Raw genomic sequence first — 24,073 nt, forward strand, 5'->3', positions numbered from 1 at the left:
TCATCTTCGAGGTTGCCCTGACTGTCTCTACCCTCCCCCATTCGGCTCAGGAGAGTGCACTCGGGGTCGACCATTGGGCCTATTGGCGGCACTGAGTGCCGCCAACTTGTCATCCTGCCCCCTGTTTTCCCCATCCGGAAGTGCTCTGTGACCTTCACGACTCGTTTGATCGATCATTTTTTTCGATGCCTCACGAATAGCCAGGTCAGGAGGGTGACCTCCGGCAGCCCCGGAGCAAGATCAGGAACCGGCGAGCCGGTAGTCGAGCGCCGTGCAGCGCCGCCCCGCCGACACCGTGCGCACCGCCTGGCCGATCGCCTTGCGTGAACCCACGAGGACGACCAGCCGTTTGGCGCGGGTCACGGCGGTGTACAGCAGGTTTCGCTGAAGCATCATCCATGCTCCGGTCGTGACGGGGATCACCACCGCGGGATATTCACTTCCCTGTGAACGGTGGATCGTCACCGCGTACGCGTGTGCCAGTTCGTCCAGTTCGTCGAACTCGTACGGAACCTCCTCGTCCTCGTCCGTCAGCACCGTGAGGCGCTGGTCGACCGGGTCGAGCGAGGTGACCACGCCCACGGTGCCGTTGAAGACGCCGTTCTTCCCCTTCTCGTAGTTGTTGCGGATCTGGGTGACCTTGTCGCCGACACGGAACACCCGGCCGCCGAACCGCTTCTCCGCCAGATCGGGGCGCCCCGGGGTGACGGCCTGTTGAAGCAGTCCGTTCAGCGTGCCCGCGCCGGCCGGTCCGCGGTGCATGGGAGCGAGAACCTGGACGTCCCGGCGCGGGTCGAGGCCGAACTTGGCCGGAATGCGGCGGGCCGCGACGTCCACCGTGAGCCGCCCGGCCGCCTCCGTGTCGTCCTCGACGAAGAGGAAGAAGTCCTTCATGCCGTCGGTGACGGGGTGCTGCCCGGCGTTGATCCGGTGCGCGTTGGTCACCACGCCGGACTGCTGGGCCTGGCGGAACACACGGGTGAGGCGCACGGCGGGGATGGGGCTGCCCTCGGCCAGCAGGTCCCTGAGGACCTCTCCGGCGCCGACGCTGGGCAGTTGGTCCACGTCGCCCACGAAGAGCAGATGGGCGCCCGGCGGTACGGCCTTGACCAGCTTGTTGGCGAGCAGTAGGTCCAGCATGGACGCCTCGTCGACCACCACCAGGTCGGCCTGGAGCGGGCGTTCCCTGTCGTATGCCGCGTCACCGCCGGGCTTGAGCTCCAGGAGGCGGTGGACGGTGGACGCCTCGGCTCCGGTCAGCTCGGCGAGGCGCTTGGCGGCGCGGCCGGTGGGGGCGGCCAGCACGACCCTGGCCTTCTTCGCGCGGGCCAGCTCCACGATCGAGCGGACCGTGAAGGACTTGCCGCAGCCGGGGCCGCCGGTGAGAACGGCGACCTTCCGCGTCAGCGCCAGCTTGACGGCGGCCTCCTGCTCCGGGGCGAGGTCCGTGCCCGTACGGCCCCTGAGCCAGCCCAGGGCCTTGTCCCAGGCCACGTCATGGAAGCCCGGCATCCGGTCCTCGTCGGTGCGCAGGAGGCGCAACAGCTGGGCGGAGAGGGAGAGTTCGGCCCGGTGGAAGGGGACGAGATAGACGGCGGTCACGGGCTCCGAGCCGCCGTCGGGACCGGGGACCTTCTCCCGTACTACACCGGGGTCGCCGCCGTCCTCGGGGACCTGGGCCAGCTCCGCGAGGCATTCGATGACGAGTCCCGTGTCGACCTGGAGGAGCTTCACCGCGTCCGCGATCAGCTGCTCCTCGGGGAGATAGCAGTTGCCCTGGTCGGTGGCCTGCGACAGCGCGTACTGCAGGCCCGCCTTCACCCGCTCGGGACTGTCGTGCGGGATGCCCACGCTCTGGGCGATCTTGTCGGCGGTGAGGAAGCCGATGCCCCAGACGTCGGCCGCCAGCCGGTACGGCTGGTTCTTCACGACGGAGATCGAGGCGTCGCCGTACTTCTTGTAGATCCGCACCGCGATGGAGGTGGACACCTCGACGGTCTGGAGGAAGAGCATGACCTCCTTGATCGCCTTCTGCTCCTCCCAGGCGTCGGCGATCTTCTTGGTCCGCTTGGGGCCGAGGCCCGGGACCTCGATGAGCCGCTTGGGCTCCTCCTCGATGATCGTCAGGGTGTCCAGTCCGAAGTGCTGGGTGATGCGGTCGGCGAAGACCGGGCCGATGCCCTTGACGAGCCCCGAGCCGAGGTAGCGGCGGATGCCCTGGACCGTGGCGGGGAGGACGGTGGTGTAGTTCTCCACCGTGAACTGCTTGCCGTACTGCGGGTGGGAGCCCCAACGGCCCTCCAGCCGCAGGGACTCGCCGACCTGGGCGCCGAGCAGCGCACCGACGACGGTGAGCAGGTCACCGCCGCCCCGGCCGGTGTCGACGCGGGCGACCGTGTAGCCGTTCTCCTCGTTGGCGTACGTGATCCGCTCCAGGACGCCTTCGAGGACGGCCAGTCGTCGCTCGCCCGTGGAACTCCCCGCCTGATTGGACATGATCCGACGCTACCGCCCGGGTCCGACAGTGCGCGCGGCCTGTGGACAAAGCGGCGTCCCGCCGGTCAACCCACCTGCGACTTCACGTGGTCGATCACCCTCTGGAAGTCCTCGGTCGGCGAGAACTCCACGAACTCGCAGTCCTCCATGGCCACGGGGACATGGCCGGGCGCCCAGTAGTACGCCTGTCCCGCCTCGTACTGCTCCTCGCCCTCGGCCGTCAGCATCCGCAGCCGGCCCTTGAGCAGGTAGCCCCAGTGCGGGCACTGGCAGGCGTCACCGTCGAGGCCCTTGAGGGCGGGGCCCATGTCCGTGCCCTCCGGCAGGCTGATGTAGCCGACGGACATGCCGCCACCGATGGGCTGGGTACGCACCTCCACACCGTCACCGGCGAGGGCGACGTCTACGTCGTCGCGTGTCGCTGCCGTCATGGTTCCTCCGCTCCGGCCCACGAGGGCCTTGCCTTGAGGACGAACCCCCTGCTCTTCCAGCGTGGACCCACCCCCGCGAGCGCCGCGACATCACGATCCGGTCTCGGGATGTGGTTGAGGGGTTGATTAACCCCCGTGTAATCGATTCCAATCCTCCGTGAAACGTCGATGTAATCGATTCCACGAGGATCGGCCATCGACTCCCCGAACGATCCACGAGGAGGTGGAGCGGCGATGGCGAGCATCAAGGACGTCGCTGCCGAGGCGGGCGTTTCCGTCGCCACGGTCTCGCGCGTCCTGAACGACCATCCGTCGGTCAGCGCCGAGGCACGCGCACGCGTGCTGGCCGCCGTCGAGAGCCTGGGCTACCGCCCGAACGCCGTCGCCCGCTCCCTGCGCACCGACCAGACCCACACCCTCGGCCTGGTCATCAGCGACGTGATGAACCCCTACTTCACCGAACTGGCCCGCTCCGTCGAGGAGGAGGCCCGCGCGCTCGGCTACAGCGTCATCATCGGCAACGCCGACGAGCGGCCCGACCTCCAGGACCATCACGTACGGAACCTGCTGGACCGCCGTATCGACGGCCTGCTGGTCTCCCCCACCGACGGCGGCTCGCCGCTGATGCTGGACGCCGCGCGCGCGGGCACGCCGATGGTCTTCGTGGACCGGTGGATCCCGGGCGTGGACGTGCCGGTGGTGCGGGCGGACGGGCGGGGTGCCGTACGGGATCTCGTCGCGCATCTGCACGGGCTCGGGCACCGCAGGCTCGCCATCATCGCGGGCCCCGCGGCGACCACCACCGGGCGGGAGCGGGTCGAGGCCTTCCGGGAAGCGCTCGGCGCGTACGGACTCGAACTGCCCGACGCCTACATAGGGCAGGGCGACTTCCAGGCCGACAGCGGGCGCCGGGTCACCGAGGGCTTCCTCGACCTGCCCGAGCCGCCCGAGGTCGTCTTCGCGGCCGACAACCTGATGGCGCTCGGCGCGCTGGACGCCGTACGCGCGCGCGGGCTGCGCGTACCGGACGACCTCGCGCTGGCCGCGTTCGACGACATCCGGTGGTTCGTGCACACCGATCCGCCGGTCACCGCGATCGCCCAGCCGACGGGCGAGCTGGGCCGGGCCGCCGTACGGGCCCTGGTCGACCGCATCGAGGGACGGCCCGGCGAGTCCGTCACCCTCCCCGCCCGTCTCGTCGTACGCCGCTCCTGCGGCGAACCACCGGCTCCCTCGGAGCCGTCCCCCGTAACGAACAGGAGCCAGTCGTGAGCAACGCGGACGAGTTGCTGCGCATCGAGGGCATACGGAAGGTCTTCCCGGGCGTGGTCGCGCTGGACGGCGTCGACTTCGATCTGCGCCGGGGTGAGGTGCACGTCCTCCTCGGTGAGAACGGCGCGGGCAAGAGCACCCTCATCAAGATGCTCTCCGGCGCGTACACGCCCGACGCCGGGCGGATCCTGGTCGGCGGTGAGGAGACGCGCATCCATGGTGCGCAGGACTCCGAGCGCCTCGGGATCGCCACCATCTACCAGGAGTTCAACCTCGTTCCCGATCTGACGGTCGCCGAGAACATCTTCCTGGGACGCCAGCCGCGCCGCTTCGGGATGATCGACCGGAAGAAGATGGAGGCCGACGCCGAGGTCTTCCTCGCGCGCGTGGGCGTGAAGGTGTCGCCACGCGCGCGCGTGCGTGAACTCGGCATCGCACGCCTTCAGATGGTCGAGATCGCGAAGGCGCTCAGCCTGAACGCGCGCGTGCTGATCATGGACGAGCCGACCGCCGTGCTCACCTCCGAGGAGGTCGAGAAGCTCTTCACGATCGTGCGCAGGCTGCGCGAGGACGGCGTGGGCATCGTCTTCATCACGCATCACCTGGAGGAGATCGCCGCGCTGGGCGACCGGGTGACGGTCATCCGGGACGGCAAGAGCGTCGGGCAGGTCCCGGCCGCCACGCCCGAGGACGAACTCGTACGGCTCATGGTGGGGCGCTCCATCGAGCAGCAGTACCCGCGCGAACGGGCCGACCGCGGCGCCGCGTTGCTGTCGGTCGAGGGGCTGACCCGGGACGGCGTCTTCCACGACGTCAGCTTCGAGGTGCACGCCGGTGAGGTGGTCGGCATCGCGGGCCTGGTCGGCGCCGGCCGTACCGAGGTCGTGCGGGCCGTGTTCGGGGCGGACCCGTACGACAAGGGGGCCGTGAAGGTCGGCGGTTCCGCCCTCCCCAAGTACGACGTCAACGCGGCGATGACCGCGGGCATCGGGCTGATCCCCGAGGACCGCAAGGGCCAGGGCCTGGTGCTGGACGCGTCCGTCGAGGAGAACCTCGGCCTGGTGACGCTGCGTGCGGCCACACGCGCGGGGCTCGTCGATCTCAAGGGCCAGCGCGAGGCGGCGGCGCGCATCGCGGGGCAGCTCGGCGTGCGGATGGCGGGCCTCGGGCAGCACGTCCGTACGCTCTCCGGCGGCAACCAGCAGAAGGTCGTCATCGGCAAGTGGCTGCTCGCCGACACCAAGGTGCTGATCCTCGACGAACCGACGCGCGGCATCGACGTCGGCGCCAAGGTCGAGATCTACCAGCTCATCAACGAACTCACCGCTCAGGGCGCCGCCGTCGTGATGATCTCCAGCGATCTGCCGGAGGTCCTCGGCATGAGCGACCGGGTCCTGGTGATGGCGCAGGGCCGGATCGCGGGCGAACTCACCGCCGACGAGGCCACCCAGGACTCCGTGATGGCACTCGCCGTCAGCAACCCCACCGACAAGACCGGAACCACCGACAAGACCGGAACGGAGGCCACCCGTGGCCACTGACACGCTCAAGAGCCCAGCGGGCGCGAGTGGCGCCCCGGGCGGCCTGCGCCGCCTCCTCCTCGACAACGGCGCGCTGACCGCGCTGATCGTCCTCGTCATCGCCATGTCGGCGCTGTCCGGCGACTTCATGACGACGGACAACCTCCTCAACGTCGGCGTCCAGGCGGCCGTGACCGCCATCCTCGCCTTCGGCGTGACCTTCGTGATCGTCTCGGCGGGCATCGACCTGTCGGTCGGCTCGGTCGCCGCCCTGTCGGCCACCGTCCTGGCCTGGAGCGCCACTTCGCAGGGCATTCCGGTCGTCCTGGCGGTCGTCCTCGCGATCGCGACCGGCATAGCGTGCGGCGTGGTCAACGGCATCCTGATCTCGTACGGCAAGCTGCCGCCGTTCATCGCGACCCTGGCCATGCTGTCGGTGGCCCGCGGCCTGTCCCTGGTGATCTCGCAGGGCTCCCCCATCGCCCTCCCCGACTCGGTCTCGCACCTCGGCGACACCCTCGGCGGCTGGCTGCCGGTGCCGGTGCTCGTGATGGTCGGCATGGGTCTGATCACGGCGTTCGTGCTGGGGCGGACGTACATCGGCCGCTCCATGTACGCGATCGGCGGCAACGAGGAGGCGGCCCGGCTCTCCGGTCTGCGGGTGAAGAAGCAGAAGCTCGCGATCTACGCCTTCTCCGGTCTGTTCGCCGCCGCCGCGGGCATCGTGCTCGCCGCCCGCCTCTCCTCCGCGCAGCCGCAGGCCGCGCAGGGCTACGAGCTCGACGCCATCGCGGCGGTCGTCATCGGCGGCGCCTCGCTGGCCGGCGGCACGGGCAAGGCGTCCGGGACGCTGATCGGCGCGCTGATCCTGGCGGTGCTGCGCAACGGCCTCAACCTCCTTTCGGTGTCCGCGTTCTGGCAGCAGGTCGTCATCGGTGTCGTCATCGCGCTGGCGGTGCTCCTGGACACGGTGCGGCGCAAGGCGGGGGCGACCCCGGTGGCCGCGGGCACCTCCCAGGGCGGCAAGGGCAGGCAGGCGGCGACGTACGTCCTCGCGGCCGTGGTCGCGGCGGCCCTCGTCGGTGCGATGTCCTTCCTGCACACCGGTTCGTCGGAGGCGAAGAGCAAGAAGATCGGGCTGTCGCTGTCGACCCTCAACAACCCGTTCTTCGTGCAGATCCGGGCGGGCGCGCAGGCCGAGGCGAAGAAGCTGGGCGTGGACCTGACCGTCACCGACGCGCAGAACGACGCCTCGCAGCAGGCCAACCAGCTGCAGAACTTCACCAGTGAGGGCCTCGGCACGATCATCGTGAACCCGGTGGACTCCGACGCGGTGACCCCGGCGGCGAAGGCCGTCAACAAGTCGGACATCCCGCTCGTCGCCGTCGACCGGTCGGTCAACAACGCCTCCACCGCCGCGCTCGTCGCCTCCGACAACGTCACCGGCGGCAAGCTGGCCGCCAAGTCGCTCGCCGAGAAGCTGGGCGGCCAGGGCAGGATCGTGATCCTCCAGGGCCAGGCGGGCACCTCCGCCAGCCGTGAGCGCGGCTCGGGCTTCGCCGAGGGCCTGAAGGCCTACCCGGACATCGAGGTCGTCGCCAAGCAGCCCGCCGACTGGGACCGCACCAAGGGCCTTGACGTCATGACCAACCTGCTCCAGGCCAACCCCGACATCGACGGCGTCTTCGCGGAGAACGACGAGATGGCCCTCGGCGCGATCAAGGCGCTCGGCTCCAAGGCCGGCAAGTCCGTCCAGGTCATCGGCTTCGACGGAACCGCGGACGGTCTCAAGGCCGTCGAGGCGGGCACGCTGTACGCGTCGGTGGCGCAGCAGCCGACGGAGCTCGGCAGGATCGCCGTGCAGAACGCGGTGAAGGCCGCCGCGGGCGACAAGGTCGAGAAGTCGGTGATGGTGCCGGTGAAGGTGGTCACCAAGGAGAACGTGGCCGGCTTCACGGGCTGAGCCCGCGGGCCGAGACCAACAGGGCGGGCGGTCCAGGAGCGTGGCCGCCCGCTCCCGTCACCTACCAGGGGAGCAACTCATGTACGACTACGACCTCCTGGTCGTAGGGTCGGCCAACGCCGACCTGGTGATCGGCGTCGAGCGTCGGCCGGGGGCCGGCGAGACCGTGCTCGGCTCCGATCTGGCCGTCCATCCCGGCGGCAAGGGCGCGAACCAGGCGGTCGCGGCCGCCCGGCTCGGTGCCCGTACGGCCCTGCTGGCCCGGGTCGGCGACGACGCGCACGGCCGGCTGCTGCTCGACTCGCAGCGGGCGGCCGGCGCCGACACGGTGGGCGTCCTGGTCGGCGGCGCGCCGACCGGCGTCGCGCTGATCACGGTGGACCCGTCCGGGGACAACAGCATCGTGGTCTCGCCGGGCGCCAACGGCAGGCTCACCCCCGAGGACGTGCGGGCCGCCGCGAGCCTCTTCCAGGCGTCGCGGGTGGTGTCGGCCCAGCTGGAGATCCCGCTGGAGACGGTCGTCGAGGTCGTGCGCAGCCTCGCGGACGGCAGCCGTTTCGTCCTGAACCCGTCCCCGCCCCGCCCGCTGCCGGCCGAGGTGCTGGCGGCCTGCGACCCGCTGATCGTGAACGAGCACGAGGCGAAGGTGATCCTCGGCGACTCCGCGGTCGGCGACACCCCGGAGGACTGGGCGCGGATCCTGCTCGCCAAGGGCCCCCGCTCGGTCGTCGTGACCCTCGGCGCGGAGGGCGCGCTGGTGGCCTCCGCGGAGGGCGTGACCCGGGTCCCGTCCGTGCGGGTGGACGCGGTGGACACGACGGGCGCGGGTGACGCGTTCACGGCCGCGCTGGCCTGGAAGCTCGGGACGGGCTCGTCCCTGGCCGAGGCGGCGGCGTACGCGGCCCGGGTCGGGGCGGTGGCCGTGACGCGGGAGGGCGCGCAGGTGTCGTTCCCCACCGCGGCGGAGGTCGAGGCCCTGTGAAGAAGGCCGGAATCCTGAACCGCCATCTCTCCGGCGCCCTCGCCGAGCTGGGCCACGGCGACGGGGTGCTGGTGTGCGACGCGGGCATGCCGATACCCGACGGTCCCCGGGTCGTGGACCTCGCCTTCCGGGCCGGGGTGCCGTCCTTCGCCGAGGTGCTGGACGGTCTGCTGGCCGAGCTGGTGGTGGAGGGCGCGACGGCGGCGCGGGAGATCCACGAGGCGAATCCCGCGGCGGCCGCGCTGCTGGCGGGGGAGTTTCCCGAGCTGGAGCTGGTCACGCACGAGCGGCTCAAGGAGCTGTCGGCCGGGGCGCGGCTGGTGGTACGGACCGGGGAGGCACGGCCGTACGCGAACGTGCTGCTGCGCTGCGGGGTCTTTTTCTGACCAGGGATTCTGAGCAGGGAATCTGAGCAGGGGTGCCAGGAACGTTTCGAGGGGCCCGGTCCGTTGACCGAGCCCCTCGGGGTTTCCCCTCCCCGTCAGAACCCCCGCGATCCCCCCAGATCCCCCTCCAAGAGTCCTGACTCCAAGTACGACCCGCGAGGTGGGGGAAGGGTTGTACGTTCTCCGCTGATTTTTTTCGACGCGCCTTCGACGTGCCCCGGAATCGGGACAGACGTAGCGTTTCAGACATGCAAGAGGTAGACGAAAACCCCCTCACAGCCCTCCAGGACGACGTACTCGACGAACTCGGCGACGGCCGGATCGGCGACATCGCGGAGCTGCTGGGAACGGACGAGGCAGGGGCCCGACAGCTGGTCGGTACGACGGTGGCAGCGCTGTCCGGCGAGGCGGAGACCGTCGCGACGCCGCACGACGCCCCGCTCACCGGCGTGGCCACCCTGGGCGGCTTCGCGACCGGCGGCCTCATGGCCGGGCTGCTGGCCGAGGAGGCCAGGCCGGTCGCGGACGCGGTGGCCCGGAAGACGGGGCTGCCGCAGGAAGCCGTGTCCCGGGTGGTGGAGATGGTGATTCCGGTGGAACTGGCGGTACTCACCAAACGGGCGGCCGGGAAATAGCGGCCCAGGTCAGGTACTGGTCCGCGCGATGAACCGAGTGGCGTGGGCTCTGTGTGAGGCAGAAGATTGAGGGGTACACCGAGAGGGTGAAAGATCACGGGTGATCGTGAGCCGCGCAAGGCTCGTTCCTCATCACGACAGAAATCCGCCGGAGCGCGGGTGTCCGCCGCCGATGCGATGCGGTCCGCGATCGAACAACTCAGTGAGCTGCTGGGGAGGGCTCCCGAGTCGGTTTCCTCGCTGAGGCCGACGGATCAGGGCTGGGAAGCCGATGTCGAGGTCGTGGAGCTGGAACGCATTCCCGAGACAACCAGCGTGATGGCCAGCTACCAAGTGGTGCTGGACCCGGAGGGGAAGCTGCTGGCGTACGAGCGCGGGCGTCGCTACACGCGCGCGCAGGTGGACAGGAAGGACGGCCGCTAGGGGAAGACGCCCCGAGGTCGCTCGCCCTTTCGCCGGGAATTCGGGCCGGAAGGGATTTCACCGTGACTGTGGTGCCACAGGGCAACGGTGCTGGTGGTGCCCCCGCCGCCGGAGGCGGTTCGGGGAACCTTTACGACGTACTGGAACTCGTCCTGGACCGAGGCTTGGTCATCGACGCGTTCGTGCGGGTGTCCCTGGTGGGCATCGAGTTGGTGAAGATCGACGCGCGGGTGGTCGTCGCCAGCGTCGACACGTACCTGCGCTTCGCCGAGGCGGCCAACCGGCTGGATCTGGAGTCCGGCCGCAAGGCGCCCTCGCAGCTGACCGACATCGTCGAGGGCTCCGTCGAGAGCGGCGCCCACGGCAAGAGCAAAGGGGCGCTGTCGGGCGCGGTCGAGGCGATCACCGAGTCCTTCAAGGGCGACGGTGACGAGAGCGAGGACAAGGAGTACGAGGCCGAGGACGCCGAGCGTGAGCGCAGGCCGGCGCGCGAGAAGCGCCGCGAGCGGCCCGAACGCCGCTCGGAACGCCGCTCCACACGGGACCGGGAGGAGTGAACGAGCCCATGTCCGTGTATGTGTACGCGATCACCAAGGAGTCGCACCCGCTGGACCTGGGCGACGTCAAGGGCGTGGGCGACCCGCCCGGCGAGGTGCGCGTGGTGCGCGGCGCCTCCCTGTGCGCGGTCGTCAGCGAGTGCCCGGAGGATCTCTCGGTGGCCCGCCGGGACATCCAGGCGCATCAGGACGTCCAGGAGCGGCTCTGGGCCGACGGCCCCACCCTGCCGCTCAGCTTCGGGTTCGTCGCCGCCGACGAGGAGGCCGTACGCGGCGTCCTGGAGGAGCGGGCGCAGCTCTTCGCACAGCGTCTGGACGAACTCGCCGGGCGGGCGGAGTTCAACGTCAAGGGCGTTCTGGACGAGGACACACTGGTACGTGCCGTCCTCGAACAGAACACGCAGGCCCGCGAGCTGAACGAGCTGACCCGTTCGGGCGGCGGGACCTACGAGGACCGGCTGGCGCTCGGCGAGCTGGTGTCCCAGGAGGTGCAGGGCCGGCAGGACGCCCTCGCCGGGGAGGTCCTCGCCGCGCTACGGCCGCTCGCCGAGGCGGAGAAGGTCGCGCCGCCGTCGCACCAGTACTTCGTGAGCGCGTCCTTCCTCCTGGACGAGGACAGGGCCGAGGAGTTCAACCGGGTCGGGCAGGAACTGGCCGAACGCTACGGCGAGGGCGTGGAGTTGCGGCTGCGCGGCCCTCTGCCGCCGTACAGCTTCGTCTGAGGTTCGGGGCCCTGCCGGATTCAGGTCCTGTGGGAGAGGAGGTGCCGTGGGACTGGTCACCGGGATTCTGACGCTCCCGTTCGCGCCCGTCCGGGGCATCGGCTGGGTGCTCGACAAGGTGGTCAAGGCCGCCGAGGACGAGTACTACGACCCGGCTCCCGTGCAGGAGGCGCTCATCAACCTGGAGCGGGCGCGGGACGAGGACCGTATCGACGACGAGGAGTTCGCACGGCAGGAGGAGGCCCTGCTGCACCGCCTGGAGGAGATCAGGGCCTACCAGCTGCGACAGGGCGGACAGCCCGGTCCGTGACGGCCGGGTCGCGAGCCGCTGCTTGGTGAGGAAAGAAGACAGGTCATGAACAACGCCAAGATCGGCACCGCCCTGCTGGGCGGCTATGTGCTGGGCCGGACCAAGAAGGCGAAGCTCGCCATCGGCCTCGGTGCGCTGCTCGCCGGATCGCGGATCAAGCCCGGGCAGGTCGGCAAGGCCCTCCAGGAGTCCCCCTTCGTCCACACCCTCACCGACCAGGTGCGCTCCGAGCTGACCGACGCGGGGAAGGCGGCGGCGACCACCGTCCTGAGCTCGAAGGCCGACCACCTGGCCGACACCCTGCACCGGCGCACCGCCGGACTGCGGGGAGAGGCCGAGGAGCCGGGCGAGCGGGACACGGGCCGCGGTGAGGACGCCGAGGACGAGACCGAGCCCGAGGACGAGACCGAGCCCGAGGACGAACTCGAAGACGAGGATCTGGACGAGGACGAGGACGAGGACGAGCCCGAAGACGAGGACGAACCGGACGAAGAGCCGCGCGAAGAGAAGGCCAGGGAGCCCCGAAAGGCACCTCGGAGCGGGGGACGCGCCAAGCAGAGGCGCAGCAAGTCAGGGCAGTACATGAAGCAGGACGCGGAGCAGGACGCGGAGCAGGACGCGGAGCAGGACGCGGAGCAGGACGCGGAGCAGGACGCGGAGCAGGACGCGGAGCAGCCCCGCAAGCGGAAGACCTCCGCAGCACAGAGCCGCTCGCGCAGCGGCGGCACCGCGCGCTCGAGGAGGCAGGACGATGGCTGAGCGCAAGTCGACGGGAAGCGACTCGGGCGGCACTCGGACCCTCTCCAAGGCCGGCGACGCGGTGCCGGGCGCGGATCGGCTGAAGAAGGAGCTGGAGAGCTACGTCCAGGCCCGGCTCCAGCACGCGCTGGAGGGCATGGGCGACCGACTCGGCTCGGGCGCGCGCAAGCTGGGCGAGGCCCACATCGGTCCGCGCGGGCTGGCCGGCGCGGTGGCCAAGGGCGGCAAGAAGCTCGGCGAGCACCTGCCGTCGGGCATGGGGGCGCTGACCTCGACGGCCTCCCACGCGAAGGACTCGGCCTCGCACGCCAAGGACGCGGTGGTGGACAAGGCCAAGGATGCCGCCGGGCATCTGCCCGGGCAGAGCCGCGACAAGGACCCCGGCAACGACCCGGACAGCATGGGCAAAGGGCTCACCATCATCGAGGACATCGACGTGGGCGTGCCCGTGCGCGAGGCGTACGACCAGTGGACGCAGTTCCAGGAGTTCGACCGGTTCGCCAAGGGCGTGGTCGGCATCGAGCAACAGGACGACACCACGGCCAAGTGGCATGTGAAGGTCGCCAAGTCCAACCGGCGCTTCCGGAGCACCATCACGGAACAGGTGCCCGACGAGCGCATCGCCTGGACGAGCACCGGGGACAAGGCCACCACCCAGGGCGTCATCACCTTCCACCCGCTCACCGAGAACCTCACCAAAGTGCTGCTGGTCCTGCGGTACTTCCCCAAGGGGCCTGTCGAGCGGGTCGGCAGCTGGATGCGGGCCCAGGGGCGCCGCGCCCGCCTCGACCTGAAGCTCTTCCGCACCTTCGTGATGATGCGCGGGGAGGCCACCGGCGGCTGGCGCGGGGAGATCCGCGAGGGCGAGGTGGTCCGGGAGCCCGAGGAGGTCGAGGAGGCGGAAGCGAAGCAGGACGAGGAGGGCCGGGCCGAGCAGGAGGAGCCCGAGGACGAGTACGACGAGGAGGACGAGGAGTCGGAAGAGGACGGGGAGCCCGAGGACCGGTACGAGGACGAGGAGACCGAGGAGGACGACGAGGCCGCCACCGCCAAGGACGACGAAGTCGACGAGGACGACGAGGACGACTGGGAGGACGAAGACGAGGACGAGAACGAAGACCGGGAGCCTGACGACCGCTACGACGACACCGACGAGGAACCCCGCCCGACCCGCCGGCGCCGTGGCTGACCGCGGATGTGAACACCGTGACCGAGCCCGTCCCTACCCGCTCCACGCCGTCCCGGGCACTCTCCCCGTACGGCGAGTCATCCGGCGCGAACCTCGCCGACATCCTTGAACGCGTGCTCGACAAAGGCATCGTCATCGTCGGCGACATCAAGATCAACCTGCTCGATATCGAGCTGCTCACCATCAAGCTCCGTCTCCTGGTGGCCTCGGTCGACAAGGCCAGGGAGATCGGCATCGACTGGTGGGAGCACGACCCCGCGCTGTCCTCCGGCGCCGACCGGCAGAACAGCCTCAAGGAGCAGAACGAGCGTCTGCGCGCCGAGGTGGAGGAGCTGCGGCGGAAGGTCGAGACGTCCGAGAGGGCCGAATCCGCGGGCGAGTTGCCCGAGCGCGGATCGGGCGGTCGACGCCGGGCCCGTGAGACGGACCGGGAGCCCGGCACCGAACCACGCCGTCCCCGGCGCAGGAAGGACGACGCCGAGGACAGGGACCGGAACCAGGACAGGGACCGGGACAGGGACCGGGACAGGGACCGGGACAGGGACCGGGACCGATAGCCGTGAACGGGCCACTTCTGAGCTGTCTGAGCTACGCCTACGCCGTGGTCAGGTCGTCCGACCCCGCGGCACAGCGGGCGCAGGCGGCGCTGGCCGGCGTCCGCGGTGTGGCGGACGCACCCGTCACCCTGGTCCGCTCGGGCGCGGTGGCCGCCGCGGTGAGCGCGGTGCCCGGGGAGGAGTTCGCGGAGGGGGCCCTGAAGGCGCACCTGGAGGATCTCGACTGGCTGGAGACGACGGCCCGGTCCCATCACCTGGTCATCGAGACGCTGGCCGCCCGCACCACGGTCCTCCCACTGCGGCTGGCCACGGTGTACCTGGACGACAGCCGGGTCGAGCGGATGCTGGTCGAACGTCAGGAGGACTTCACCGCGCTGCTGGACCGGTTCGACGACCACGTGGAGTGGGGCGTGAAGGTCTACGCCGAGATCCCCGCGGCCTCCGACCCTGCCGAGCCGGGTCCGTCGGCCCCACCGGACACGGGCCGCGCGTATCTGCGCCGCCGCAGGCAGCACCGCCAGGCACGCGAGGAGACCTGGCGGGCCGCCGAGGAGGCGGTACGGCGCACGGAGCAGCGGGCGCGCGGTCTCGCGGTGGAACGCGCCCGGCACCGCCCGCAGCAGGGCACCCTGGCCCGCCTCCCCGGCGAGAACGTCACCAACGACGCCTACCTCGTCCCGCGCCACGCGGCCGAGGAGTTCCGCGACCGCATGCTGCACGCCGCCGACGACCTGCCCGGCGTACGCGTGGAGGTCACCGGCCCCTGGGCGCCGTACTCCTTCACCGCCCCCCTCGAAGGGGTGCGGCAACCGTGACCGAGCACGACGCGTACGACGACGACCGCCCGCTCACCGGAACCCAGGTCGCGCTGATCGACCTGCTGGACCGGTTGCTGAGCGGCGGGGTCGTGATCACCGGCGATGTCGTCCTGTCGATCGCGGACATCGACCTGGTGCGGATCTCGCTGCGCGCGGTGGTGATCGCCGTCCGCGAGCAGCTGGAGGAGCAGTGGGCGCCCGTCCTGCCCGACCGGACGCCCACGGAATACGACTACGGCGGCCACGGTGACACCCCCGGCTGACCGCCCGTCCCCCGACCGGCTGCGGGAGGTCGCGGACGCCGCTCATCGCGCCTTCTCCCTGCTGCCCGCCCAGCCGGACGACGTGGCCCCGCCGGCCGCGGGCCGGTCCGCCGCACGCCGGCTGCACACCGACCCCGAGACCGTGGAGCGCGACCTGGTCAGGCTGGTCCTCACCATCGTCGAACTGCTCCGCCAGCTGATGGAGCGCCAGGCCCTGCACCGCGTCGACGAGGGCGACCTGACCGAGGAGCAGGAGGAGCGCCTCGGGCTGACCCTGATGCTCCTCCACGACCGGATGACCGAACTGTGCGACCGCTACGGCCTCACCCTGGAGGACCTCAACCTCGACCTGGGGCCTCTGGGCACCCTGCTCCCACCGCCGTGAGGCGTCTGAGAACCGCCCTCTTCATCCTGCGGGACGCCGACGGCCCGCATGCCGTCGGCGTCCCGCCGTACCCTGCCGGCGCCCCGGCTAGCCCGCGTGCTCCACGAACCGCGCCGCCGTCTCCGCCAACAGCTCGCGGCCGTCACGCGCCCACAGCTGGTCGTTGAACAGCTCCACCTCGATGGCCCCGGTGTACCCGGCCGCCTCGACGTAGCCCTTCCACTCCCGCATGTCGATCGAGCCGTCCCCGATCTGACCGCGGCCGTTGAGGACGCCCTCGGGCAACGGGGTGATCCAGTCGGCGAGTTGGAAGGTGTGGATACGGCCGCCCGCGCCCGCCCGGGCGATCTGCGCGGGCGCGTTGTCGTCCCACCAGATGTGGTACGTGTCGACCGTGACGCCGACCTGCCGGGCGGGGAAGCGCTCGGCGAGGTCGAGGGCCTGGGCGAGGGTGGAGACCACGCAGCGGTCCGAGGCGAACATCGGGTGGAGCGGCTCGATCGCCAGCTTCACCCCGTGGTCCTCGGCGTACGGGCCGAGCACCGCCAGCGCGTCCGCGATCCGCTCCCGGGCCCCGTGCAGGTCCTTCGAGCCGGCCGGGAGGCCGCCGGAGACCAGCACCAGCGTGTCCGTGCCCAGCGTCGCCGCCTCGTCGACCGCGCGGCGGTTGTCGTCGAGCGCCTTGGCCCGCTCGTCCGGGTCGACCGCCGTGAGGAAGCCGCCGCGGCACAGGGTGGTGACGGTCAGACCCGCGTCGCGGACCAGCTTGGCCGTCGCCTCCAGGCCGTACGCCTGGACGGGCTCGCGCCACAGGCCGACGTTCACCACGCCCAACCGGCCGCATGCCTCGACCAGTTCGGGCAGGCTCAGCTGCTTCACCGTCATCTGGTTGATGGAGAAGCGGGACAGGTCCTTCTCGACGCTCACTGGGCCACTCCGTACAGGGACAGCAGGTTCTTCATCCGCTCCTCAGCCAGCTTCGGGTCCGGGAACAGGCCGAGGCCGTCGGCGAGTTCGTAGGCGCGGGCGAAGTGGGGCAGGGAGCGGGCCGACTGGAGGCCGCCGACCATGGTGAAGTGGCTCTGGTGGCCGGCCAGCCAGGCCAGGAAGACCACGCCCGTCTTGTAGAAGCGGGTGGGCGTCTGGAAGAGGTGGCGGGACAACTCGACGGTGGGGTCGAGGAGTTCACGGAAGCCGGAGACGTTCCCCGTGTCCAGCACCCGTACCGCTTCGGCCGCCAGCGGCCCCAGCGGGTCGAAGATGCCGAGCAGGGCGTGGCTGAAGCCCTGCTCGTCGCCCGCGATCAGCTCGGGGTAGTTGAAGTCGTCACCGGTGTAGCAGCGCACGCCCTGCGGGAGCCGGCGGCGGATGTCGATCTCCCGCTGGGCGTCCAGCAGGGAGACCTTGATGCCGTCGACCTTGTCGGGGTGGGCGGCGATGACCTCCAGGAAGGTGTCGGTGGCCGTGTCGAGGTCGCTCGACCCCCAGTAGCCCTCCAGCGCCGGGTCGAACATCGGGCCCAGCCAGTGCAGGACCACCGGCTCGGCGGACTGGCGCAGGAGGTGGCCGTAGACCTCCAGGTAGTCCTCAGGTCCGGAAGCCGCGGCGGCCAGGGCCCGGGACGCCATCAGGATGGCCTGCGCTCCGGTCTCCTCGACGACGGCGAGCTGCTCCTCGTAGGCGGCCCGGACCTCGGCGAGCGAACCGCCGGCGATCTGGTCGGTGCCCACACCGCAGGCGATGCGGCCGCCGACCGCCTTCGCCTCGGCGGCGCTGCGGCGGATCAGCTCGGCCGCGCCCGCCCAGTCCAGGCCCATCCCACGCTGGGCGGTGTCCATGGCCTCGGCGACGCCGAGCCCGTGGGACCACAGGTGGCGGCGGAAGGCGAGGGTGGCGTCCCAGTCGACGGCGGCGGGCGAGTCGGGCGACACGTCGGCGTACGGGTCGGCGACGACGTGCGCCGCCGAGAAGACCGTCCGGGAGGTGAGGGGCGCGCCCGGGGTGAGGGCGAGGGGCTCGGCGCGCGGTTCGTACGCCCGCAGGCCGCCCTTGAAGTCGGGCAGTCGGATCGTCACAGCTGGATCTCCGGAACATCGATACGGCGGCCCTCGGCCGAGGACTGCAGGCCCAGCTCGGCGAGCTGGACGCCGCGGGCACCGGCGAGGAGGTCCCAGTGGTAGGGGGCGTCGGCGTAGACGTGCTTGAGGAACAGCTCCCACTGGGCCTTGAAGCCGTTGTCGAACTCGGAGTTGTCGGGGACCTCCTGCCACTGGTCGCGGAAGGAGTAGGTGGCCGGGATGTCCGGGTTCCAGACCGGCTTGGGGGTGAGGGAGCGGTGCTGGACCCGGCAGTTGCGCAGGCCCGCGACCGCGGAGCCCTCCGTGCCGTCCACCTGGAACTCGACCAGCTCGTCGCGGTTGACGCGCACGGCCCAGGAGGAGTTGATCTGGGCGATGGCGCCGCCGTCGAGCTCGAAGATGCCGTACGCGGCGTCGTCGGCCGTGGCGTCGTAGGGCTTGTCGTTCTCGTCCCAGCGCTGCGGGATGTGGGTGGTGGCGGTGGCCTGTACGGACTTGACCCGTCCGAAGAGCTCGTGGAGCACGTACTCCCAGTGCGGGAACATGTCGACGACGATGCCGCCGCCGTCCTCGGCACGGTAGTTCCAGGACGGGCGCTGGGCGGTCTGCCAGTCGCCCTCGAAGACCCAGTAGCCGAACTCGCCGCGGATGGAGAGGATCCGCCCGAAGAAGCCCCCGTCGATGAGCCGCTTCAGCTTCAGCAGCCCCGGGAGGAAGAGCTTGTCCTGGACGACGCCGTGCTTGATGCCGGCGTCGGCGGCCAGCCGCGCGAGCTCCAGGGCGCCCTCCAGCCCCGTCGCGGTCGGCTTCTCGGTGTAGATGTGCTTTCCGGCTGCGATCGCCTTCCTGATCGCCTCCTCGCGGGCGGAGGTGACCTGGGCGTCGAAGTAGATCTCGACGGTCGGGTCGGCGAGGACGGCGTCCACGTCGGTCGAGATGTCGGCCGGGTCCAGGCCGTGCTGCTCGGCGAGCGCCTTGAGGGCGTGCTCACGGCGGCCGACCAGGATCGGCTCCGGCCACAGCACGGTGCCGTCGCCGAGGTCGAGACCGCCCTGCTCGCGGAGGGCCAGGATGGAGCGGACCAGGTGCTGGCGGTAGCCCATGCGCCCCGTCACACCGTTCATGGCGATACGCACCGTCTTGCGTGTCACGTCATTCCCTTCGTAGGCGTCGTACACAGCGTCGTACGCGGTTCTGCGTGCCGCGTACGCCCCTACCCTGATGAGCGTCACAGCAAGCGCTTTCTATCCGATAAGAAGCTAGCCTCTGACCAGGGGTCCGGACAAGACCGTGACCGGGTTGAGTTGTTCGAGGGGACGAACGACGGGGGTTCTTGGCCGTAAGGTCTGCTCGACATACACGGAACCGTGGCCGCCGACGGCCTGTCTACGAGGAGGCAGGCCTGTCTGTGAGCGGTCTGTCAGCAGCAGGACGCAAACCTGCCCTGGCCCTGAGGGCAGTACGAGGTGGTACGACGAGATGCGCGACCGGAGGACGACGAGATGACGGTGACCCTGGCGGACGTGGCGGCCCGCGCCCAGGTCTCCCCCGCGACGGTGTCGCGCGTGCTGAACGGGAACTACCCCGTCGCCGCCTCCACCCGGGAGCGGGTGCTGCGGGCGGTGGACGAGCTGGACTACGTACTGAACGGTCCCGCGAGCGCGCTGGCCGCGGCCACGTCCGACCTGGTCGGCATCCTGGTCAACGACATCGCCGACCCCTTCTTCGGGATCATGGCGAGCGCGATCCAGTCGGAGATCGGCGGCCCGGGCGGCCGGGCGGGCGGTGAGCGGCTGGCTGTGGTCTGCAACACGGGGGGCTCGCCCGAGCGCGAGCTGACATACCTGACCCTGCTCCAGCGGCAGCGGGCCGCGGCGGTCGTGCTGACCGGCGGCGCGGTCGAGGACGCACCGCACGCGGCGGCGGTCGCGGCGAAGCTGCAGAAGCTGGCGGACGCCGGGACGCGCGTGGTGCTGTGCGGACGGCCGCCGTCGCCGGACACCGGCGCGATCGCCCTGACCTTCGACAACCGCGGCGGCGGACGCGAGCTGACCGAGCACCTGATCGGCCTGGGCCACCGGCGCCTCGGCTACATCGCGGGCCCCGAGGAGCGGACCACCACCCGGCACCGGCTGGAGGGACACCGGGCGGCGCTGGAGGCGCACGGGATCGAGGAGGACGCCCGCTGGACGGTCTACGGCCGCTATGACCGGCAGTCGGGCTACGAGGCGACGCTGGAGCTGCTGCGCCGGGATCCGTCCCTGACGGCCGTCGTCGCGGCGAACGACTCCGTCGCACTGGGGGCGTGTGCGGCGCTGCGCGACTCCGGGCTGCGCATTCCGGAGGACGTCTCGGTCGCCGGCTTCGACGATCTGCCGTTCAGCGTCGACGCGGTGCCTTCCCTTACGACGGTGCGGCTGCCGTTGTCGGAGGCGGGGGCGCGGGCCGGGCGGATCGCGATGGGGCGCGAGGAGCCGCCGCCCGGGGGGATCGCGACGATTCGGGGGGAGCTGATGGTTCGGGGGTCTTCCGGGGGGCCTCGGGCGTCCTGAGGCGTGCCGTCGTCATCTCCCGGTGGGTGTCTGCGCCTGTGCCTGCGCCGCTGTTCAGCGTGCGGGCACCGCAGCCGGGGCCATGACGTCCTCGCCGTCCTGGCCGTTGTCGTCGTAGTCCACCGTGCCGCTGACGACATGGCAGGCCACGCCGAGCAGCAGGAAGAGCACGACGAGGACCTTGGCCGTGGTGTCCAGGAGCAGCGGCCGGGTGCCGGAGCGGGCCGGGTCCGGCGGGGGCGGCTCGTCGCCGAACAACCGCTTGGGGTAGGCGGGGGTCAGCATCGTGACGTAGGCGGTGAATCGCATCTGGTACCGGGCGACGGCGGCCGTGGCGGTGAAGACGGGCGCGGGCAGCCGCCCCAGCACGATTCCGATGAGCCAGAACACCCAGCAGATCGCGAACCAGCCCGCCTGCGCGAGGTTGTTGATGATCGCCGCCGGGATCATCAGGATCAGGCGGAAGAACACCGCGAGCCGGTTCAGCGGCGTGGCCCGCAGTTCGATCTGCACGGGGTGGTCGGGGGCCGAGAACGAGAACGGCGGATAGCGGTCGACCAGGAGCATCGCGCTCGCAGTCACCCGAGTCCGGTAGGCGAGGACCGAGCCGAGGAAGCGGAACACCGCGTCGGGCAGCCGTCCCGTGAACAGGGCGGCGAACCATCCGACGATGGTCACGAAGAACGCCGCGACGGAGAGCAGGCAGACCACCACGAACTGCGGCAGGAGCAGCAGCCAGCGCAGTAGGACGGTCCAGCGCCGCTGCCGTGCGGCGGCGGGGATGTCCAGGACGGGCAGCCACTCACCGCCCCCGGGGTCGGTAGCGGCCCGAGGATCCCAGCCCGTCGCCATGAAGACTCCCAGTCGTGCCGATGACACTGCCTGACACGACCATGCTGCGGCGACGCGGCGGGCTCCGCGCCCTGCGCAGGCCCAAACGGTGATGCGCCCGCCCCCTCAGGGCGGACAGGCAGAGCCTGGACACCGCCGGAAAGCAGGCCGCCCGGCCCCTGCCGAATGCCGCGTTCCGCGTCTTGACTCGACCGACCGATGATTTCCGGGCTCCACCCCGGTCTCCCATGCCGTGAAGACCGGCTCGCCCGGGCCGAGCGGACAGCGGACAGCGGACAGCGGACAGCGGACTACAGGAGCGAATCCCATGCGCATCGCGATCACGGAGTTCATCAGCCTCGACGGTGTCGTCCAGGCCCCCGGCGGTCCCCAGGAGGACACCGACGGCGGCTTCGCGCACGGTGGCTGGTCGCACCCGTACTTCGACGAGGAGGTCCTCGGCGGTGCCTTCGACGCGGGGATGCGGAAGGCCGAGGCGCTGCTGTTCGGGCGCCGTACCTGGCAGACCATGGCGGACGCGTGGCCGGAGCGGGCCGGGGACCCCTTCGCCGACCGGATGAACTCGATCAAGAAGTACGTCGTCTCCAGCACCCTCACCGAAGCCGACCTGACCTGGAACAACACCACCCTCGTCCCCGGCGCGGAGGCCGTCGACCGGGTGCGGGAGCTGCGGGCGTCGGAGGGCGGCGACCTGGCGATGATGGGCAGCCCCACCCTGGTGCGGACCCTCATCCAGGAAGGGCTGGTCGACGAGTTGCAGCTCATCGTGATGCCGGTGCTGCTCGGCGGCGGGAAGTCGATCTTTCCGGAGGACGGGGGGAAGCGGCCGCTGGAGCTCGTCTCCGCCACCACGGCCAAGACCGGCGCGCAGGTGTGCGTGTACCGGCCGGCGACCGCCGAGGGGTAGCCGTGGAGGCGCGGGCGTCCTAAGCTCGACCCGACGGAACCTCTGACTGAGTCAGAGATCGGCAGGCGGCCGCCGAACCGCCTCAGAGTCCAACGGGGTCGACGATCATGACCGTCCACGACATCCGCGCCTTCAACCGCTTCTACACCAACGTGATCGGCGCCCTCGACTACAGCCGCCACCTCTACGCCCCGTACACCCTCACCGAGTCCCGCGTCCTGTACGAGCTCGCGCACTCCCCGCGTACGGACGCGGCCGATCTGCGGGCCGAACTCTCCCTGGACGCCGGGTACCTGAGCCGGATCCTGAACAAGTTCGAGCAGGACGGGCTCATCGAGCGCACGGCCTCGCGGGAGGATCCCCGGCGCCGGCGCGTCACGCTCACCGCGCGCGGCCGGGAGACCGGCAAGCTGCTGGAGGAGCGGGCGACCGAATCGGTCGGCTCGCTGCTGTCCGGCGTGCCGGCCGCCGAACGGCCACGCCTCACCGAGGCGATGACGACGGTCCGTACGATCCTGTCCCACAGCCGCCCGCCCCGCCGCGAGGACGTCCTGCTGCGCGAGCCCGCCCCCGGCGACCTCGGCTGGATCGTGCAGCGCAACGCCGCCCTGTACGCCGCCGAGTACGGCTTCAACGCCGACTACGAGGGGCTGGTGGCGAGGATCGTCGCGGACTTCGCGGAGGATCACGATCCGCATCTGGAGCGGGTCTGGATCGCCGAGCTGGACGGGCGGCCGGTGGGCTGCGTGATGGTCGTACGGGACGAGGCCCCCGCCACGGCCCGGCTGCGGCTGCTGCTGGTCGAGCCCGACGCGCGCGGCCTCGGCATCGGCGACCGGCTCGTCTCGGCCGTCGTCGACTTCGCCCGTGAGGTCGGCTACCGCGACCTCGTCCTGTGGACCAACGACATCCTGGCCTCCGCCCGCCGCATCTACCGGCGCCACGGCTTCGTCCTGGCCGCCGAGAAGCCCCACCGCTCCTTCGGCAAGGACCTGAACGGCCAGGACTGGCGCCTGGATCTGCACGGCCCACAGGAGTGAGATCACCGGCACGGGGCATGAGGTGACACGTCCGGAGCGCCCCCGGCCCGCCTGCCGGATGGGCGTCCCCTCGTTTCCCTGGCAAGGTGGGATCCATGAAACTGGCGTTCTCCACCCTCGGCGTCCCCGGTCTCCCCCTCCCCGAAGTGCTGCGGCTGGCGACCGCCCACGGGTATCACGGCGTCGAGTTGCGCACGCACCCGGAGGAGCCGGTGCACCCGGGCCTCGGTCCGGACGAACGGGCGGACGTGGCCGCCGAGTTCAAGGCCGCCGGCATCGAGCTCCTGGGCCTGGCCGGGTACGCCCGGGTCGCCGCACCCGGTGCCGACGGGCCCGTGATCGAGGAGATCCGCAGGCTCGTCGACCTCGCCCACGACCTCGGCGCCGGCTTCGTCCGCGTCTTCCCCGGCGCCGACCCCGAGCAGAGCCGCCAGGCGGCGGACGCGATCGCCGCACGGCGGCTGGGCACGGCCGCGGAGTACGCCGCCGACATGGGCGTACGGATCCTGCTGGAGACCCACGACTCGCACCGCACCGCCGCCGACGCGATCCGTGTCCTGGGCCTGGTCGGCCACCGCCACGTCGGCTCGCTGTGGGACGTCATGCACACCTGGCTGGGCGGCGAGCAGCCCTCGGAGAGTTACGCGGCCCTCGCCCCGTACCTCGGCTACGTCCAGGTCAAGGACATCGCCTCCGCCGACGACACGACCCCGCTGCCGCTCGGCACCGGGGTGCTGCCGCTCGCCGAGTGCGTGGAGGTCCTCTCCCGGCACGGCTGGGACGGCTGGCTGTGCTGGGAGTACGAGAAGCGGTGGTACGAGGCCGCCGCGCCGCTCGCCGGACTGCTGGACGCGGGCCGTGACCACCTTTCGCGGCTGCTGAACGAGTCGGCCTAGAGGGCCCGGGAACCGGGAAGCCCGGGAGCGCGGGAGCCCGGGAGCCCGGGAACTCGGCGTGCTCGGCGTGCTCGGCGTGC

General features: G+C 71.0%; 26 protein-coding genes. 20 read left to right on the top strand and 6 right to left on the bottom strand.

Going from position 1 to position 24,073, the window contains the following annotated elements:
- Window positions 1–240: 240 nt before the first annotated feature.
- Window positions 241–2,496, bottom strand: a complete 2,256-nt coding sequence (recD2, locus tag ADK36_RS17700) for an SF1B family DNA helicase RecD2 (protein ID WP_048585959.1) — start codon at window positions 2,494–2,496, stop codon at window positions 241–243.
- Between the two features lie 65 nt (window positions 2,497–2,561).
- Window positions 2,562–2,927 (bottom strand): hypothetical protein, encoded by a 366-nt coding sequence (locus ADK36_RS17705; RefSeq protein ID WP_048585960.1) that lies wholly within the window; start codon window positions 2,925–2,927, stop codon window positions 2,562–2,564.
- A gap of 234 nt (window positions 2,928–3,161) precedes the next feature.
- Between ADK36_RS17705 and ADK36_RS17710 the strand changes: the two genes are divergently transcribed.
- The 16 genes from ADK36_RS17710 to ADK36_RS17785 all read left to right on the top strand — a co-directional run bounded on the left by ADK36_RS17710 (window position 3,162) and on the right by ADK36_RS17785 (window position 15,668).
- Window positions 3,162–4,199, top strand: a complete 1,038-nt coding sequence (locus tag ADK36_RS17710) for a LacI family DNA-binding transcriptional regulator (RefSeq protein WP_053198219.1) — start codon at window positions 3,162–3,164, stop codon at window positions 4,197–4,199.
- Complete coding sequence (locus tag ADK36_RS17715) at window positions 4,196–5,740, top strand: sugar ABC transporter ATP-binding protein (protein ID WP_053198221.1); 1,545 nt, start codon at window positions 4,196–4,198, stop codon at window positions 5,738–5,740. Before ADK36_RS17710 ends, ADK36_RS17715 begins: the two co-directional genes overlap by 4 nt.
- Window positions 5,730–7,682, top strand: a complete 1,953-nt coding sequence (locus ADK36_RS17720) for a substrate-binding domain-containing protein (RefSeq protein WP_053198222.1) — start codon at window positions 5,730–5,732, stop codon at window positions 7,680–7,682. The genes ADK36_RS17715 and ADK36_RS17720 overlap by 11 nt, the downstream gene beginning before the upstream one ends.
- Before the next feature lie 79 nt (window positions 7,683–7,761).
- Window positions 7,762–8,664, top strand: a complete 903-nt coding sequence (locus ADK36_RS17725; protein WP_048585964.1) for a ribokinase — start codon at window positions 7,762–7,764, stop codon at window positions 8,662–8,664.
- Entirely contained in the window at window positions 8,661–9,050 is a 390-nt protein-coding gene (gene rbsD, locus ADK36_RS17730; RefSeq protein ID WP_048585965.1) for a D-ribose pyranase, read from the top strand. The genes ADK36_RS17725 and rbsD overlap by 4 nt, the downstream gene beginning before the upstream one ends.
- 248 nt (window positions 9,051–9,298) lie before the next feature.
- Window positions 9,299–9,685, top strand: coding sequence for a DUF937 domain-containing protein (locus ADK36_RS17735; RefSeq protein WP_048585966.1), 387 nt, complete (start codon window positions 9,299–9,301; stop codon window positions 9,683–9,685).
- A 93-nt stretch (window positions 9,686–9,778) separates the two neighbouring features.
- Window positions 9,779–10,108 (top strand): gas vesicle protein, encoded by a 330-nt coding sequence (locus tag ADK36_RS17740; protein WP_048585967.1) that lies wholly within the window; start codon window positions 9,779–9,781, stop codon window positions 10,106–10,108.
- 62 nt (window positions 10,109–10,170) lie between these two features.
- Window positions 10,171–10,665 (top strand): gas vesicle protein GvpJ, encoded by a 495-nt coding sequence (gene gvpJ, locus ADK36_RS17745; RefSeq protein WP_107083915.1) that lies wholly within the window; start codon window positions 10,171–10,173, stop codon window positions 10,663–10,665.
- A gap of 8 nt (window positions 10,666–10,673) precedes the next feature.
- Window positions 10,674–11,387 (top strand): GvpL/GvpF family gas vesicle protein, encoded by a 714-nt coding sequence (locus ADK36_RS17750; RefSeq protein WP_048585969.1) that lies wholly within the window; start codon window positions 10,674–10,676, stop codon window positions 11,385–11,387.
- A gap of 46 nt (window positions 11,388–11,433) precedes the next feature.
- Complete coding sequence (locus ADK36_RS17755; protein WP_048585970.1) at window positions 11,434–11,697, top strand: gas vesicle protein GvpG; 264 nt, start codon at window positions 11,434–11,436, stop codon at window positions 11,695–11,697.
- Between the two features lie 45 nt (window positions 11,698–11,742).
- Complete coding sequence (locus ADK36_RS17760) at window positions 11,743–12,456, top strand: ABC transporter substrate-binding protein (protein WP_199830201.1); 714 nt, start codon at window positions 11,743–11,745, stop codon at window positions 12,454–12,456.
- Window positions 12,449–13,645 (top strand): SRPBCC family protein, encoded by a 1,197-nt coding sequence (locus ADK36_RS50985; RefSeq protein ID WP_053198225.1) that lies wholly within the window; start codon window positions 12,449–12,451, stop codon window positions 13,643–13,645. Before ADK36_RS17760 ends, ADK36_RS50985 begins: the two co-directional genes overlap by 8 nt.
- 17 nt (window positions 13,646–13,662) lie before the next feature.
- Window positions 13,663–14,202, top strand: coding sequence for a gas vesicle protein (locus ADK36_RS17770; protein ID WP_063784535.1), 540 nt, complete (start codon window positions 13,663–13,665; stop codon window positions 14,200–14,202).
- Between the two features lie 2 nt (window positions 14,203–14,204).
- Entirely contained in the window at window positions 14,205–15,017 is an 813-nt protein-coding gene (locus ADK36_RS17775; RefSeq protein ID WP_048585973.1) for a GvpL/GvpF family gas vesicle protein, read from the top strand.
- Window positions 15,014–15,283, top strand: coding sequence for a gas vesicle protein (locus ADK36_RS17780; RefSeq protein ID WP_048585974.1), 270 nt, complete (start codon window positions 15,014–15,016; stop codon window positions 15,281–15,283). The genes ADK36_RS17775 and ADK36_RS17780 overlap by 4 nt, the downstream gene beginning before the upstream one ends.
- Complete coding sequence (locus tag ADK36_RS17785) at window positions 15,267–15,668, top strand: gas vesicle protein K (RefSeq protein WP_048585975.1); 402 nt, start codon at window positions 15,267–15,269, stop codon at window positions 15,666–15,668. Before ADK36_RS17780 ends, ADK36_RS17785 begins: the two co-directional genes overlap by 17 nt.
- 87 nt (window positions 15,669–15,755) lie before the next feature.
- Here the strand turns inward: ADK36_RS17785 and ADK36_RS17790 are convergent, their stop codons facing one another.
- From ADK36_RS17790 to ADK36_RS17800, 3 genes are read right to left on the bottom strand one after another with little or no spacing between them, the layout of a single operon-like run.
- On the bottom strand, window positions 15,756–16,553 hold the full coding sequence (locus ADK36_RS17790; protein WP_048585987.1) for a sugar phosphate isomerase/epimerase family protein: 798 nt from the start codon (window positions 16,551–16,553) through the stop codon (window positions 15,756–15,758).
- A 38-nt stretch (window positions 16,554–16,591) separates the two neighbouring features.
- Window positions 16,592–17,743 (bottom strand): dihydrodipicolinate synthase family protein, encoded by a 1,152-nt coding sequence (locus tag ADK36_RS17795; RefSeq protein ID WP_048585976.1) that lies wholly within the window; start codon window positions 17,741–17,743, stop codon window positions 16,592–16,594.
- Window positions 17,740–18,897 carry a Gfo/Idh/MocA family protein gene (locus ADK36_RS17800; protein ID WP_048585988.1) on the bottom strand — a complete coding sequence of 386 codons (1,158 nt, stop codon included), beginning with the start codon at window positions 18,895–18,897 and terminating at the stop codon, window positions 17,740–17,742. The genes ADK36_RS17795 and ADK36_RS17800 overlap by 4 nt, the downstream gene beginning before the upstream one ends.
- 351 nt (window positions 18,898–19,248) lie before the next feature.
- Here ADK36_RS17800 and ADK36_RS17805 point away from each other — a divergent pair, with 351 nt between their 5' ends.
- Window positions 19,249–20,298, top strand: a complete 1,050-nt coding sequence (locus ADK36_RS17805; protein WP_048585977.1) for a LacI family DNA-binding transcriptional regulator — start codon at window positions 19,249–19,251, stop codon at window positions 20,296–20,298.
- 54 nt (window positions 20,299–20,352) lie between these two features.
- On the opposite strand, the gene ADK36_RS17810 is transcribed toward ADK36_RS17805, so the two are convergent.
- Window positions 20,353–21,150, bottom strand: a complete 798-nt coding sequence (locus ADK36_RS17810; protein ID WP_048585978.1) for a DUF4389 domain-containing protein — start codon at window positions 21,148–21,150, stop codon at window positions 20,353–20,355.
- A gap of 307 nt (window positions 21,151–21,457) precedes the next feature.
- Between ADK36_RS17810 and ADK36_RS17815 the strand changes: the two genes are divergently transcribed.
- The 3 genes from ADK36_RS17815 to ADK36_RS17825 all read left to right on the top strand — a co-directional run bounded on the left by ADK36_RS17815 (window position 21,458) and on the right by ADK36_RS17825 (window position 23,993).
- Window positions 21,458–22,057, top strand: coding sequence for a dihydrofolate reductase family protein (locus ADK36_RS17815; protein WP_053198228.1), 600 nt, complete (start codon window positions 21,458–21,460; stop codon window positions 22,055–22,057).
- Window positions 22,058–22,164: 107 nt separating this feature from the next.
- Window positions 22,165–23,097, top strand: coding sequence for a bifunctional helix-turn-helix transcriptional regulator/GNAT family N-acetyltransferase (locus ADK36_RS17820; RefSeq protein ID WP_048585980.1), 933 nt, complete (start codon window positions 22,165–22,167; stop codon window positions 23,095–23,097).
- Window positions 23,098–23,192: 95 nt separating this feature from the next.
- On the top strand, window positions 23,193–23,993 hold the full coding sequence (locus tag ADK36_RS17825) for a sugar phosphate isomerase/epimerase family protein (RefSeq protein ID WP_053198230.1): 801 nt from the start codon (window positions 23,193–23,195) through the stop codon (window positions 23,991–23,993).
- The last annotated feature ends 80 nt before the right edge of the window (window positions 23,994–24,073 follow it).

Origin of the sequence: Streptomyces viridochromogenes (assembly GCF_001270495.1) — a bacterium.
Taxonomy (GTDB): domain Bacteria; phylum Actinomycetota; class Actinomycetes; order Streptomycetales; family Streptomycetaceae; genus Streptomyces; species Streptomyces viridochromogenes_A.